Source organism: Streptomyces griseoruber, from assembly GCF_001514205.1.
Lineage (GTDB): Bacteria > Actinomycetota > Actinomycetes > Streptomycetales > Streptomycetaceae > Streptomyces > Streptomyces griseoruber.
The window spans coordinates 39787-53156 of record NZ_KQ948786.1; the positions used below are offsets into that span (position 1 = coordinate 39787).

Below are 13370 nucleotides of genomic sequence, written 5' to 3' on the forward strand. Positions count from 1 at the left end.
TTGAGCGACCATGCAGTTCGGGATCTTCACGGTGGGCGATGTGACGCCGGACCCGACGACCGGCCGTACGCCGAGCGAGCGGGAGCGGATCAAGGCCATGGTCGCCATCGCGCTCAAGGCGGAGGAGGTCGGGCTCGACGTCTTCGCCACCGGGGAGCACCACAACCCGCCGTTCGTGCCCTCGTCGCCGACCACCATGCTCGGGTACGTCGCGGCGCGCACGGAGAAGCTGATCCTCTCCACCTCCACCACCCTCATCACCACCAACGACCCGGTGAAGATCGCCGAGGACTTCGCGATGCTCCAGCACCTGGCCGACGGCCGGGTGGACCTGATGATGGGGCGCGGCAACACCGGTCCCGTCTACCCCTGGTTCGGGCAGGACATCCGGCAGGGCATCAACCTCGCCGTCGAGAACTACGCGCTGCTGCGCCGGCTGTGGCGGGAGGACGTCGTGGACTGGGAGGGCAAGTTCCGCAGCCCGCTCCAGGGCTTCACCTCCACGCCGAGGCCCCTCGACGACGTCCCGCCGTTCGTCTGGCACGGCTCCATCCGGTCCCCGGAGATCGCCGAGCAGGCCGCCTACTACGGTGACGGCTTCTTCCACAACAACATCTTCTGGCCCGCCGACCACACCAAGCGCATGGTCGAGCTGTACCGGTCCCGGTACGCCCACTACGGGCACGGCACGCCCGAGCAGGCCATCGTGGGGCTGGGCGGCCAGGTGTTCATGCGGAAGAACTCGCAGGACGCGGTGCGCGAGTTCCGCCCCTACTTCGACAACGCGCCCGTCTACGGGCACGGCCCGTCCCTGGAGGACTTCACCGAGCAGACCCCGCTGACCGTCGGCACGCCCGAGCAGGTCGTCGAGAAGACCCTCGCCTTCCGCGAGTACGCCGGCGACTACCAGCGCCAGCTGTTCCTGCTCGACCACGCGGGGCTGCCGCTGAAGACCGTCCTGGAGCAGATCGACCTGCTCGGCGAGGAGGTCGTGCCGGTGCTGCGCAAGGAGTTCGCCGCCGGGCGCCCGGCCGAGGTACCGGAGGCGCCCACCCACCAGTCGCTGCTGGCGGCCGCACGGAAGGAGACCGTGGCATGAAGCTCGTCGTCGTCTCGGCGGGACTGAGCGTCCCCTCGTCGACCAGGCTGCTCGCCGACCGGCTCGCCGGGGCGGTCGGGGCGCGGACGCCCGTGGACGTCCAGGTCGTGGAGCTGCGCGACCTCGCGGTGGAGATCGCGCACCACTTCACCAACGGGTTCCCCGGGCGCGGGCTCGCCGCCGCCCTGGACGCGGTCGGGGCCGCCGACGGACTGATCGTCGTCACACCGGTGTTCTCGGCGTCGTACAGCGGACTGTTCAAGTCGTTCTTCGACGTGCTGGACCGGGACGCGCTGACCGGGAAGCCGGTGCTGATCGCGGCGACCGGCGGCTCCGCCCGGCACTCGCTGGTCCTGGAACACGCGCTGCGGCCGCTCTTCGCCCATCTGCGGGCCGTCGTCGTCCCGACCGCCGTCTACGCCGCCTCGGAGGACTGGGGTGCCGAGGGGCTGCCGGAGCGGATCGAGCGGGCCGCGGGGGAGCTGGCGGCGCTGATGGGCGGCCTGTCGGCGGTGCGGGTCCGGCAGCCGGTGAAGGACGCCTTCGACGTCGTACCGTTCGCCGAGCAGCTGGCGGCGCTGCGGCCCGCGGGGTGAGGTTGCCTCCGGCTGAGTGAGAGGGCAGTAAGAAGCCCGGCGGAAGGAAGATCATCAGGTCGTCCGACCCGGAAAGCTTGGCAGACTGGCTTCGTGCCTCCCACCCTGCTGCTCGCCGAAGACGACCGCGCCATCCGCCACGCCCTGGAACGCGCCCTGGCCCTGGAGGGGTACCAGGTCACCGCGGTCGCCGACGGCGTCGAGGCGCTGGCCCACGCCCACAAGTCGCCGCCGGACGTGCTCGTCCTCGACGTGATGATGCCCGGGATCGACGGACTCCAGGTCTGCCGGGTGCTGCGCGCCGAGGGCGACCGCACGCCGATCCTGATGCTGACCGCGCTGGTGGAGACCGCCGACCGGATCGCCGGGCTCGACGCGGGCGCCGACGACTACGTCGTCAAGCCGTTCGACGTCGAGGAGGTCTTCGCCAGGCTGCGGGCGCTGCTGCGGCGCACCAACCCGGCCGGTGTCCCCGTACCGGCGGAGCCCGCCGCCCCCCGGCAGACGCCCGAGCGGTACCTGGAGGCGGCCGGGCTGCGCATGGACCCGCAGGCGCGGCGGGCCTGGCGGGGCGAGCGCGAGCTGGAGCTCACCCGCACCGAGTTCGAACTGCTGGAACTCCTCGTGCGCAACGCCGGGATCGTCCTCGACCACTCCACGATCTACGACCGCATCTGGGGCTACGACTTCGGCCCCGGCTCCAAGAACCTCGCCGTCTACGTCGGCTACCTCCGCCGCAAACTCGACCACCCGGCCGCCTCCCCGCTGATCCACACCGTGCGCGGCGTGGGATACGTGCTGCGGGAGGACTGAGTGGGCCGGCTGCGGCGGCTGGTGGGTGGGCCGCGGCCGAAGCTGGTGTCGTTGCGGACGACGTTCGCGGTGTCGTTCGCGGCGGTGACCGCCGCGGTGACCGTGCTGGTGGGGGTGTTCTCGTACTCGGCGGCGGCCCGGCTGGTGCGGGTCGACCAGGAGTCGGTGTTCGACGAGGTCGTGCAGGATCTGCGGGACGAGGTGCGCGGGCACGCGATGGCGCCCGAGGACTTCTTCTCCGCGGCGCCGGGGCACGACATCGTGCGGCCCGCGCGGACCAACGTGCAGGTGCTCGGGGCCGACGGGGCGGTCGTCGACAGCGGGAGCCCGCGGCTGCCCGTGGTGGCCGCCGACCGGAAGGTCGCGGCGGCCCCCGCGGCCGGGCGGATGGCCGAGCACAAGGACGTGGACGTCGGCAGCGACGTGTACCGGGTCGCGACCGTCGCGCTCGGCGGCGGGCGTGGCGCGGTGCAGGTGGCGCAGGAGTTCAGCGACACCGAGGACCTGCTGCGGGCGCTCCAGCAGCGCACCCTGATCCTGATGACCGCCGTCGTGCTGGCCGCGGGCCTGTTCGGCTGGTGGCTGGCCCGGCGCATCACCCACCGTCTGGTGATCCTCACCACCGCCGCCGAGGACGTCGCCCGCACCCGGCGGCTCGGCGTGCAGGTGCCGGTCACCGGTCATGACGAGGTGGGCCGGCTCGGCCGGGCCTTCGACCGGATGCTGGGCCGGCTCGCCCAGTCGGAGGAGGACCAGCGGCGGCTGGTGCAGGACGCGGGGCACGAGCTGCGCACCCCGCTGACCTCGCTGCGGACGAACATCTCGCTGCTGCGGCGGATCGACGAGCTGCCGCCCGCCATGCGCGAGGACCTGGTCGCCGACCTCACCCAGGAGGCCCGTGAGCTGACCGACCTGGTCAACGAACTCGTCGACCTCGCCGCCGGCCAGGCCGACAACGAGCCCCCGCAGAAACTGGACATCGCCGACATCGCCGAGGAGGTCGCGGGCCTCGCCCGGCGCCGCACCGGACGGGTGATCCAGGTCCGGGCGAGCGGCGACACCACGACCGACGGCCGGCCGGGCATGCTCCAGCGGGCCGTGTCCAACCTCGTGGAGAACGCCACCAAGTTCGACCGCGAGGGCGTGGCGCCCGTCGAGATCACCGTCACCGGGCCCGCCCGGCCCGGCGTCGTCCGCGTCGAGGTCCTCGACCGCGGGCCCGGCATCGCCGTCGAGGACCTGACCCGGGTCTTCGACCGCTTCTACCGCGCCGCCGACGCCCGCTCCCTGCCCGGATCCGGCCTCGGCCTGTCGATCGTGCGGGAGGTGGCCCTCTCCCACGGCGGCGCCCCGTTCGCCCACCGGCGGGCGGGCGGCGGCTCGGTGATCGGGTTCACGGTGGGCGGGGGGTTGTGACGAGGGCGGTCGGCGTACGACGCTCTCCACGTCGGAGGCCGGCGGTGAAGGGGAGCGGACACGTTGCTGGGTGACCGGGTGCTGAGTGACCAGGCTTTGAGTGACCAGGAGAAGGCCGTGCTGGCGGCGGTCGACGAGCCGGACGCCGTAGGGACGCTGCGGGAGCTGATCGCGGTCCCGAGCGTCACCGGGAGCGCCGCCGAGTCCGAGCTCCAGCACCGGCTGGCCGGGCGGCTGGAGCGGCTGGGGCTGGACGTCGACCTGTGGTCCATGGACCTGCCGGAACTGTGCGCGCACCCGGACTTCCCCGGGATGGAGGTGCCGCGCGAGGAGGCCTGGGGGCTGGTCGGCCACACGGCCGACGGCGGGGACGGGCCGACGCTGATCCTCCAGGGGCATGTGGACGTCGTACCGCCCGGCGACCCGGCCGCGTGGGACGGGGATCCGTTCGTGCCCCGGGTGACCGGTGATCTGGTGCACGGGCGCGGGGCGTGCGACATGAAGGCAGGGCTCGCGGCGCAACTGGCCGCGCTGGCGGCGATCAGGGCGGCCGGGGTGCGGCTGCGCGGGCGGGTCGCCGTGCACTTCGTCGTCGGCGAGGAGGACGGCGGGATCGGCGCCTTCGGGACCCTCCGGCGCGGACACGGCGGCGACGCGTGCGTGATCGCCGAACCGACCGGCGGGACCGTGATCACCGCGAACGCGGGCGCGCTGACCTTCCGGCTCAACGTGCCCGGCCGGGCCGCCCACGCCAGCTCGCGCGAGGCCGGGGTGAGCGCGATCGACGCCTATCTGCCGCTGCACCGGGCGCTGGCCCGGCTGGAGGCCGACCGCAACCGCGACCCCGACCCGCTGCTCGCCGAGTACCCCATCCCGTACTCCCTCTCCGTCGGCACCCTGCGTTCCGGCGACTGGGCGAGCAGCGTGCCCGACACGCTCGTCGCCGAGGGGCGGTTCGGGGTGCGGCTCGGGGAGGACCCGGCCCTGGCACGGGCGGCACTGGAGCGGTGCGTGGCCGAGGCGTGCGCCGAGGACCCCTGGCTGCGGGCGCATCCCGCGACCGTGACCTGGCCGGGCGGGCAGTTCGCGAGCGGGCGGCTGGCGGCCGGGCATCCGCTGCGGGACACCGTGGCCGAGGCGTACGCCGACGCCACCGGTGCGGCCCGGCCCCGGGAGCGCGGGGCGACGTACGGCAGCGATCTGCGCCACTACACCGGCGCCGGGATCCCCACGCTCCAGTTCGGGCCGGGGGACATCGGCGTCGCGCACAGCGCCCGGGAGCACGTGTCCGTGCGGGAGGTGACCGACACGGCCCGGACCTTCGCGCTGACCGTGCTGCGGACGGTGGGCGTGAAGTCGTGAGGTGAGGGGCGGCGCCGGCGCGTCGGCGGGGAGGGGGCCCCGTGAGAGTGCCGGCGTTCGCCGTCGTGCTGCGGCACGCGCGGTTCCGGCGGGTGTGGTGCGGGCAGGTGGCGAGCGCCGTCGGGGGCGGGGTCGCGCCGGTCGCGCCGGCGCCGGGTGCGGGCCTTCGCGGACGCCCCCCCGCTGCCGGCGCCGTACGTCCGGGCGCCCGATCGGGAACCCCGGGCGGCCGGTTTCCCTCCTCCGGGGTGGCGGCGGCGGATGAGCGCGGGCCCGCGGGTTTGCGTACCTCCGCCCGACGGGCCCTGTGCGGATGCGAGGATGAGGCGCCATGACTGCCGGGTGGTGTACACGCACACTGCGTGCCGCGATGTTCGCGGCCGTCTGTGTGCTGCTCGCCGCCCTGGGCCACGTCCTGATGTCCGGCGACCACGTCCCCGCCTGGGCCCTGGCCGCCGGTGCGGCCGCGACCGGTGCGGTGGGCTGGTGCCTGGCGGGCCGCGAGCGGGGGCCGGTGTCGGTGGTCGCGGTCGTGGTGGCCGCGCAGACCCTCCTGCACTGGGCGTTCGAGTACGCGCAGACGGTGGGCGCGCACGCGGCTGTGAAGGGCATGGGCTCGATGTCCGTGGACGCCATGGACGCCATGGACGCCATGGATGCCACCACGGATGCCGCGGGCGGTATGGCCGGCATGGGTGGCATGGACATGGTGCACATGGCCGGCATGGGCCACATGGGGCACATGGGCCACACCGGGAGCGGCGGCCGGGGTGTTCTGGAGAGCGTCGCCGGTCTCTCCTCGTCCGGGATGTTCGCCGCCCACCTGCTGGCCGCGCTGTTGTGCGGACTGTGGCTGGCCCACGGTGAGCGGGCCGCGTTCCGGGTCCTGCGGGCGCTGGCCGGCCGGCTCGCGGCGCCGCTGCGGCTGCTGCTCGCCCTGCCCCTCGCGCCCGAGCGCCCGCGCATCCGGCCGCGCCGCCGCCGGTCCCAGCGGGCGCCGCGGCTCCTCCTCGTCCACGCGATCACTTCTCGGGGTCCGCCCCTGGGGGCCGCTGCCGTCTGACGGCAGCCGGTGACCCGGGCCGCCCCTGTGCGCCCCGGGCTTCGGCCGTACGTGCGCGCAGGCGCCGTAGGGCCCTCTCCCCGTATCCGGACCGGGGGCCCGGCCCCCGGCGTCCGGACGACCGAGAAGGACACCCTCAGGTGATCACCTCTGTCCCCGCATCATGCCCCCAGCCCCTTTCCCGGCCCCTTTCCCGGCCCCTTTCCCGGCCCCTTTCCCAGCCCCTTTCCCGGCCCCGTTCCGAGCCCCGTTCCGAGTTGTCCCGCGACGACTCGATCACCGAGTGGGCGCTGGCCGCGCGCGGCGGCGACCCGGCCGCCGTCGAGCGGTTCGTGCGCGCCCTGCACCGGGACGTCCAGCGGTACGTCGCCCATCTGTGCGGCGATCCCCAGGCTGTGGACGACCTCGCCCAGGACACCTTCCTGCGGGCGCTCGGCAGTCTGCACCGGTTCGAGGGCCGTTCCTCGGCGCGCTCCTGGCTGCTGTCCATCGCCCGCCGCGCCGTGACCGACAGCTACCGGTACGCCTCCGCCCGGCCGCGCCCGGCCGACGTACCGGACTGGCAGCTGGCCGTGGAGTCGGCTCAGCCGCGCGGGCTGCCCGGGTTCGACGACGGGATCGTGCTGCTCGATCTGCTGGCCGCGCTGCCGGACGAGCGGCGCGAGGCGTTCGTCCTCACCCAGCTGCTCGGACTGCCGTACGCGGAGGCGGCCGAGGTCAGCGACTGCCCGGTGGGCACGGTCCGCTCCCGGGTGGCCCGGGCGCGCGCCTCGCTGGCCGACCTGCTGGACGCGGCGGAGGAGCGCACGCCCGTGGCCGCCTGAACGGTGGTACGAATGGGTAATAGTGCCTAATAGTGCGACATGTGGGCTGTGCCGTACCCCCGAAGTACGCCACGCAGGAGAGCGAGATGAGCTGCCATGGAGGCACTCACCGCGCGGGTCACCGTCGACGAGCACGCCACTGTGACCGGCTGGAACGAGGGTGCCGAGCGGCTGCTCGGATACCGGGCGGAGGAGATCGTGGGCCGGCGGGCCGCCGTCCTGCTGGCCGAGGACCCGGCCGCCCGCGATCTCCCGGCCCTCGCCGCACTGCCCCGCTGGCACGGCACCCTCACCCTCCGGGACCGGTCCGGCCACCGGCTGAGGGCGAGGGTGCTGGCCCATCACCGCGCGGCGCGGGACGGCACCCGTGACTGGCTCCTGGTCTCCGCGGTACCGGGGGTGCGGAACGGGTCCGAGGACGACACGCTGATGCGGCGGGGCCTGATGCAGTCCCCGTCCTGCGCGACCTCGGTGTACGACACCGACCTGCGCTACCGCCGCTCCAGCCTGGCCGCGCAGCACGCCCTCGGCCTCGGCGAGGAGGAGCTGCGCGGGCTGCGGATGACGGACGTGATCCTCACACCGGTGTCGGAGCTGGTCGAGCGGCGGATGCGGCTGGCCCTGGAGACGGGGGAGCCGCAGTACGTCGAGAACCACGCCCGCGCGCCCGGCGAGGCCCGTGAGCACGCCTGGTCGGTCCACCTCTACCGGGTGGAGGACCCGGACGACGGCCGGGTGCTCGGGGTGGCCGCCACCGGGCACGACGTGACCGAGCAGTACTGGGCCCGCAAGCGTCTCCAGCTGATCGCCGCGGCCAGCTCGCGGATCGGCAGCACCCTCGATGTGGCACGGACGGCGCAGGAGCTGGCGGACGTGGCGGTGCCGGACCTCGCCGACTTCCTCAGCGTGGATCTGCTGACCTCGTTCGAGGAGGACGCGGAGGGCGCGGAGGGTGCCGACGGCGGGGCGGCCGCGGCGGACGCCGGGGCCGGTGACGGGGTGTCGCTGGCGCTGCGGCGGGTCGCCCATCAGTCGGTGCTGCCGGGCGTCCCCGAGGCCGTCCTCGCGCTGGGCGAGGTGGACGAGTACCCGGAGGGCTCACCGCCGGTGGAGAGCCTGCGGTCGGGGCGGGGCCTGTACCGCCGGGTGTTCCCGGCCGCGCTGCCCGCCTGGGTCGCCGACGATCCGCTGCGCATCGCCCGGATCCGCGACTTCGGCTTCCACTCCGTGATGGCCGTGCCCCTGTCGGCGCGCGGGACGACCCTCGGGGTGGTCGTCCTCGCCCGGCACCGGCGTCCCGACCCGTTCCAGGAGGACGACCTGGTGCTCGCCGAGGAGCTGGCCGCCCGGGCGGCGGTCTGCATCGACAACGCCCGGCGCTACACACGGGCCCGGGGCACGGCGGTCACCCTCCAGCGCAGTCTGCTGCCGCAGCGGCTGCCCGAGCAGTCGGCGGTGGAGGTCGCCTCCCGCTATCTGCCGGCCGGCGCCCGGGCCGGGGTGGGCGGCGACTGGTTCGACGTGATCCCGCTGTCGGGGGCGCGGGTGGCGTTGGTCGTGGGGGACGTGGTGGGCCACGGCATCCACGCCTCGGCGACCATGGGGCGGCTGCGGACGGCCGTACGGACCCTCGCCGACATCGATCTGCCGCCCGACGAGCTGCTCACCCATCTCGACGACCTGGTGGCCCGGCTGGCCACCGAGGCGGAGGACGCCGAGAACGGGGAGACCGCCGGGGACGTGGGCGCGACCTGCCTCTACGCCGTCTACGACCCCGTCTCCCGGCGGTGCGCGCTCGCCCGGGCCGGGCATCCGCCGCCCGCGCTGGTCCGTCCGGACGGCGGGGTGGAGCTGCTCGACCTGCCCGCCGGGCCGCCGCTGGGCCTGGGCGGACTGCCCTTCGAGTCGGTCGAGTTCGACCTGCCCGAGGGCAGTGTGCTCGCCCTCTACACCGACGGTCTCCTCGACTCCCGCACCCGCCGGGCCGACACGTCCGACGACGGCGTCTCCCGGCTGTGCCGGAACCTGGCCCGGCCCGCCGACTCGCTGGACGCCCTGTGCGACACGGTCCTCGGCGGGATGCTGCCGCAGCGGCCCGCCGACGACGTGGCGCTGCTCGTCGCCCGTACCCGGGGCCTCGACGCCTCCCGGGTCGCGATCTGGGACGTGGAGCCGGACCCGGCGGCCGTCGCCGAGACCCGCAAGAACGTGATCGCGTGCCTGGAGGCCTGGGGGCTGACCGACGCGGCCTTCGTCACCGAGCTGATCGTCAGCGAGCTGGTCACCAACGCCATCCGGCACGCCGAACCGCCGGTCCAGCTCCGGCTGATCCACGACCGGGCCCTCATCTGCGAGGTCTCCGACGCCAGCGGCACCGCCCCGCACATGCGCCGGGCCCGCACCTTCGACGAGGGCGGCCGGGGCCTGCTGCTGGTCGCCCAGCTCACCGAACGCTGGGGCACCCGCCCCGGCACGAAGGGCGGCAAGACGATCTGGGCGGAGCAGAACGTCCAGTAGCGCCGCCGTGCGCGAGGCGTGCGGGAGGCGTGCGGGAGCCGTGCGTGGGGCGTACGCATCCTGTGGCGCTTGGTGGCATGAACCTGATCAACTGGCCCCATGGTCGGACTCATCCTCCGCGCCCTCCCGTTCTGGGTGCGCGAACCCCTGCTGATCGTGTTCGGCGCCGTCTTCGCCGGCTTCCTCTTCTACCTCGCGGCCGCCCGGGACGGTGGCTGGGCGGCCGTCGGCATCGGTGCCGCCGCCCTGCTGTTCACCGCCCTGCGCGTGCACACCGTCCGCCGGGCCTGGCGGGACCGCAGGCTGCTCGAGGAGGCACGAGAAGCGGGAGCGTGAGGCCCGCCGCGACCGCTGCGAGCTTGTCCGGGTTGGCGACGTTGTGCGGCGCGGTGATCCGGCCGTCCTCGTGGAAGTCGAAGGTGACCGTGGGCGAACCGGGAGCCCACCGGTCGCCGCGCCCACGACCGGCCTGAGCGGCTCCATCAGCGCGTTGACCTCCTTCGGCACGGACACCGCCCGCTCCAGCGGGTTCGGCGTCTCCAGGACCACCAGACCACCGGCATCGCCGTCGACACCGACTCGGCGTCCAGGACGGAGTCGGCGAGGCCGGCGTAACCGGCGCCGAGGAGCAGGGCACGGTGTGCGGGACGGGCGTGCGTGACACGGGGCGGATGTGACCCCGCTCACAGCCATCCGGGCGACTTTGCATGGTCATGCGTCATCATGCATACTCTTCCTATGTCCAAGGTCCTCACCTCCCTTCCGGTCGGCGAGCGCGTCGGCATCGCCTTCTCCGGCGGACTCGACACGTCGGTCGCCGTCGCGTGGATGCGCGACAAGGGCGCCGTCCCCTGCACCTACACCGCCGACATCGGCCAGTACGACGAGCCCGACATCGCCTCGGTGCCCGGCCGCGCGCACACCTACGGCGCCGAGATCGCGCGGCTGGTCGACTGCCGCGCGGCGCTGGTCGAGGAGGGCCTGGCCGCGCTCGCCTGCGGCGCGTTCCACATCCGCTCCGGCGGGCGGGCGTACTTCAACACCACCCCGCTCGGCCGCGCGGTCACCGGCACCCTGCTGGTCCGCGCCATGCTCGAGGACGACGTCCAGATCTGGGGCGACGGCTCGACCTTCAAGGGCAACGACATCGAGCGGTTCTACCGCTACGGTCTGCTCGCCAACCCCCACCTGCGGATCTACAAGCCGTGGCTGGACGCCAACTTCGTGACGGAGCTCGGCGGCCGCAAGGAGATGTCCGAGTGGCTCCTCGCCCACGGACTGCCCTACCGGGACAGCACCGAGAAGGCGTACTCCACCGACGCCAACATCTGGGGCGCCACCCACGAGGCGAAGACGCTGGAGCACCTGGACACCGGCGTCGAGACCGTGGAGCCCATCATGGGTGTGCGGTTCTGGGACCCGCGGATCGAGATCGCCCCCGAGGACGTGACGATCGGCTTCGACCAGGGCCGTCCGGTCACCATCAACGGCAAGGAGTTCGGCTCCGCCGTGGAGCTGGTGATGGAGGCCAACGCCATCGGCGGCCGGCACGGCCTCGGCATGTCCGACCAGATCGAGAACCGGATCATCGAGGCCAAGAGCCGCGGCATCTACGAGGCGCCCGGCATGGCCCTGCTGCACGCCGCGTACGAGCGTCTCGTCAACGCGATCCACAACGAGGACACCGTCGCCCAGTACCACAACGAGGGCCGGCGCCTCGGCCGGCTGATGTACGAGGGCCGCTGGCTGGACCCGCAGGCGCTGATGGTCCGTGAGTCGCTCCAGCGCTGGGTCGGCGCCGCCGTCACCGGCGAGGTCACCCTGCGGCTGCGGCGCGGCGAGGACTACTCGATCCTCGACACCACCGGCCCGGCCTTCAGCTACCACCCGGACAAGCTGTCCATGGAGCGCACCGAGGACTCCGCGTTCGGCCCGGTGGACCGGATCGGCCAGCTCACCATGCGCAACCTCGACATCGCCGACTCCCGCGCCAAGCTGGAGCAGTACGTCGGCCTCGGGCTGCTCGGCAGCACGGCCACCCCGGCGCTCGGCGCCGCCCAGGCCGCCGCGACCGGTCTGATCGGCACCCTCCCCGAGGGCGGCGCCGAGGCGATCGCCTCCCGCGGCGAGGTCTCCGAGGAGGACGCCCTCCTGGACCGCGCGGCGATGGAGTCCGGCACGGACTGACCCGCGGCGGACAGCACGGGGCCGGCCGGGCGCGAGACGCGCCCGGCCGGCCCTGCGGCGTTCACGCCGGGCGGAGTTCGGCCTGGTCCTTGGTGGTCGTGACCTGCTCGCCGCCCGTGCTGTAGGTCACCACACCCGACCAGCGGCGGTCGGCGCCCCGGCGCCACTCGGTGAGCAGACCGGGGACCCACGCGTCCGCGACGAGCACCTGGCACGGCTTGGCGTCGGCCGAGGGGCGGTAGGCGGGGAAGCAGGGGATGCAGGCGCCCCGGCCCTCCGCCAGGGCGACGGACAGGGCCACCTGGCGCGGCTCGTGCGTCTCCCGGCCGAAGCGCCGGGCCTTGCGCTGCCCGTCGCGCAGGGCCTCGCAGGCCGTGGCGCGGTGGAAGACGGAACCACCCTGGGTGACGTACACCCGGGCGGTCAGTCCGCGGGGCACCGGGGAGCACTCGGTGCACTGCCCCACCACCAGATCGTGCACACACCGTTCATCGCCCATCTGATCATGTTCATGAACAGGGGGGTCCGCCGACAAGGCCGGATCAGGCCGTGCCGGCCGGTGCGGGCGCCTGGCCTCAGCCGTCCTTGCGGGCCACGCCGCCGTAGAAGCCGATCGGGGGCAGGCCGGGGTCGACGGGCTCGGTGGGGCGCCAGTCCGGGACCAGGACCAGGCCCGGCTCGAGCAGGGTCCAGTCGCGGAAGAACTCCAGGACCCGGGCGTGCTTGCGGGGGTTCATGCTGGCGGTGGCGCTGTTGTAGATCTTCACCGCGTCCGTGCGGCCGCCCTCCTCGAAGAGGTCGACCGTCGCGTGGGACAGGATGAGGTACGACCCCGTCGGCAGCGCGTCGAGCAGGGTCGCGAGGATCGCGTCCGGGTCCTCCGCCTCCGTGACGAAGTGCAGGATCGCCACCAGCATCAGCGCCACGGGCCGGTCGAGGTCGATCACCTTGCGGACGTCGGGGTGGTCGAGGACGGCCCGGGGGTCGCGCAGGTCGCCGAGGACGACGGAGGTGTTCGCGTCGTCGTCGTCCAGCAGGGACCGTGCATGGGCGCTGACGATCGGGTCGTTGTCGACGTAGGCGATCCGGGTCCCGGGGGCGACGGCGCGCGCGATCTGGTGCACGTTGGGCTCGGTCGGCAGGCCGGTGCCGATGTCGAGGATCTGCCGGATGCCGCCCTCCTGGACCACGTGTCGCACGGCACGCTGCATGAAGCTCCGGTTGGCCCGCACGGCCGCCCGCACCTCCGGGGCCGCCTTGATGAACTGCTCCGCGGCCTCCTGGTCGACCTCGTAGTTGTCCTTCCCGCCGAGGAAGTAGTCGTACATCCGGGCCGGGTGGGGCTTGCTCGTGTCGATCCTGGGAGAGGTCATGCTGCCTGGCTCCGTCCGAAACCATGGTGAGTGACTGTCAGATCATCATTTTGGCACGGGCGTTGAGGCCGCAGGCCGTAGCCACCCTCGACGAACTCGAATCCCCGGGCCCGGACCGGC

Annotated in this window: 12 protein-coding genes; 10 read left to right on the forward strand and 2 right to left on the reverse strand. The window is 73.7% G+C overall.

What is annotated here, in order from left to right:
• Nucleotides 1-10 precede the first annotated feature (10 nt).
• The 10 genes from AQJ64_RS40770 (at nucleotide 11) to argG (ending at nucleotide 11877) form a co-directional block, all read left to right on the forward strand.
• The gene (locus tag AQJ64_RS40770; RefSeq protein WP_059203463.1) at nucleotides 11-1099 is read left to right on the forward strand and encodes an LLM class flavin-dependent oxidoreductase; all 1089 of its coding nucleotides are present in this window, start codon (nucleotides 11-13) and stop codon (nucleotides 1097-1099) included.
• A complete protein-coding gene (locus AQJ64_RS40775; protein WP_055637325.1) occupies nucleotides 1096-1695 on the forward strand; it encodes an FMN reductase in 600 nt (199 codons plus the stop codon). Before AQJ64_RS40770 ends, AQJ64_RS40775 begins: the two co-directional genes overlap by 4 nt.
• Nucleotides 1696-1788: 93 nt before the next feature.
• Nucleotides 1789-2508 (forward strand): response regulator transcription factor, encoded by a 720-nt coding sequence (locus AQJ64_RS40780; protein ID WP_079062240.1) that lies wholly within the window; start codon nucleotides 1789-1791, stop codon nucleotides 2506-2508.
• Nucleotides 2509-3924, forward strand: coding sequence for a sensor histidine kinase (locus AQJ64_RS40785; RefSeq protein WP_055637326.1), 1416 nt, complete (start codon nucleotides 2509-2511; stop codon nucleotides 3922-3924). It abuts the gene before it with no gap.
• 96 nt (nucleotides 3925-4020) lie between these two features.
• A complete protein-coding gene (locus AQJ64_RS40790; protein WP_079062241.1) occupies nucleotides 4021-5286 on the forward strand; it encodes an ArgE/DapE family deacylase in 1266 nt (421 codons plus the stop codon).
• A gap of 331 nt (nucleotides 5287-5617) precedes the next feature.
• Nucleotides 5618-6349, forward strand: a complete 732-nt coding sequence (locus AQJ64_RS40795) for a hypothetical protein (RefSeq protein WP_055637327.1) — start codon at nucleotides 5618-5620, stop codon at nucleotides 6347-6349.
• A 257-nt stretch (nucleotides 6350-6606) separates the two neighbouring features.
• On the forward strand, nucleotides 6607-7173 hold the full coding sequence (locus AQJ64_RS40800) for a sigma-70 family RNA polymerase sigma factor (protein ID WP_059203464.1): 567 nt from the start codon (nucleotides 6607-6609) through the stop codon (nucleotides 7171-7173).
• A 96-nt stretch (nucleotides 7174-7269) separates the two neighbouring features.
• Complete coding sequence (locus AQJ64_RS40805) at nucleotides 7270-9690, forward strand: SpoIIE family protein phosphatase (protein WP_059203465.1); 2421 nt, start codon at nucleotides 7270-7272, stop codon at nucleotides 9688-9690.
• Between the two features lie 99 nt (nucleotides 9691-9789).
• Entirely contained in the window at nucleotides 9790-10026 is a 237-nt protein-coding gene (locus AQJ64_RS40810; RefSeq protein ID WP_055633736.1) for a hypothetical protein, read from the forward strand.
• Nucleotides 10027-10428: 402 nt separating this feature from the next.
• Nucleotides 10429-11877 (forward strand): argininosuccinate synthase, encoded by a 1449-nt coding sequence (gene argG / locus AQJ64_RS40815; protein ID WP_055633735.1) that lies wholly within the window; start codon nucleotides 10429-10431, stop codon nucleotides 11875-11877.
• A gap of 61 nt (nucleotides 11878-11938) precedes the next feature.
• On the opposite strand, the gene AQJ64_RS40820 is transcribed toward argG, so the two are convergent.
• Nucleotides 11939-12376, reverse strand: coding sequence for a hypothetical protein (locus tag AQJ64_RS40820; RefSeq protein ID WP_055633734.1), 438 nt, complete (start codon nucleotides 12374-12376; stop codon nucleotides 11939-11941).
• A gap of 76 nt (nucleotides 12377-12452) precedes the next feature.
• Complete coding sequence (locus tag AQJ64_RS40825; protein ID WP_055633733.1) at nucleotides 12453-13250, reverse strand: SAM-dependent methyltransferase; 798 nt, start codon at nucleotides 13248-13250, stop codon at nucleotides 12453-12455.
• Nucleotides 13251-13370 lie beyond the last annotated feature (120 nt).

Coding starts and splice junctions, on each gene's coding strand:
- AQJ64_RS40805 (WP_059203465.1), top strand. CDS start 7,270: ATGGAGGCACTCACCGCGCGGGTCACCGTCGACGAGCACGCCACTGTG.
- AQJ64_RS40770 (WP_059203463.1), top strand. CDS start 11: ATGCAGTTCGGGATCTTCACGGTGGGCGATGTGACGCCGGACCCGACG.
- AQJ64_RS40825 (WP_055633733.1), bottom strand. CDS start 13,250: ATGACCTCTCCCAGGATCGACACGAGCAAGCCCCACCCGGCCCGGATG.
- AQJ64_RS40775 (WP_055637325.1), top strand. CDS start 1,096: ATGAAGCTCGTCGTCGTCTCGGCGGGACTGAGCGTCCCCTCGTCGACC.
- AQJ64_RS40795 (WP_055637327.1), top strand. CDS start 5,618: ATGACTGCCGGGTGGTGTACACGCACACTGCGTGCCGCGATGTTCGCG.
- AQJ64_RS40820 (WP_055633734.1), bottom strand. CDS start 12,376: ATGGGCGATGAACGGTGTGTGCACGATCTGGTGGTGGGGCAGTGCACC.
- argG (WP_055633735.1), top strand. CDS start 10,429: ATGTCCAAGGTCCTCACCTCCCTTCCGGTCGGCGAGCGCGTCGGCATC.
- AQJ64_RS40810 (WP_055633736.1), top strand. CDS start 9,790: ATGGTCGGACTCATCCTCCGCGCCCTCCCGTTCTGGGTGCGCGAACCC.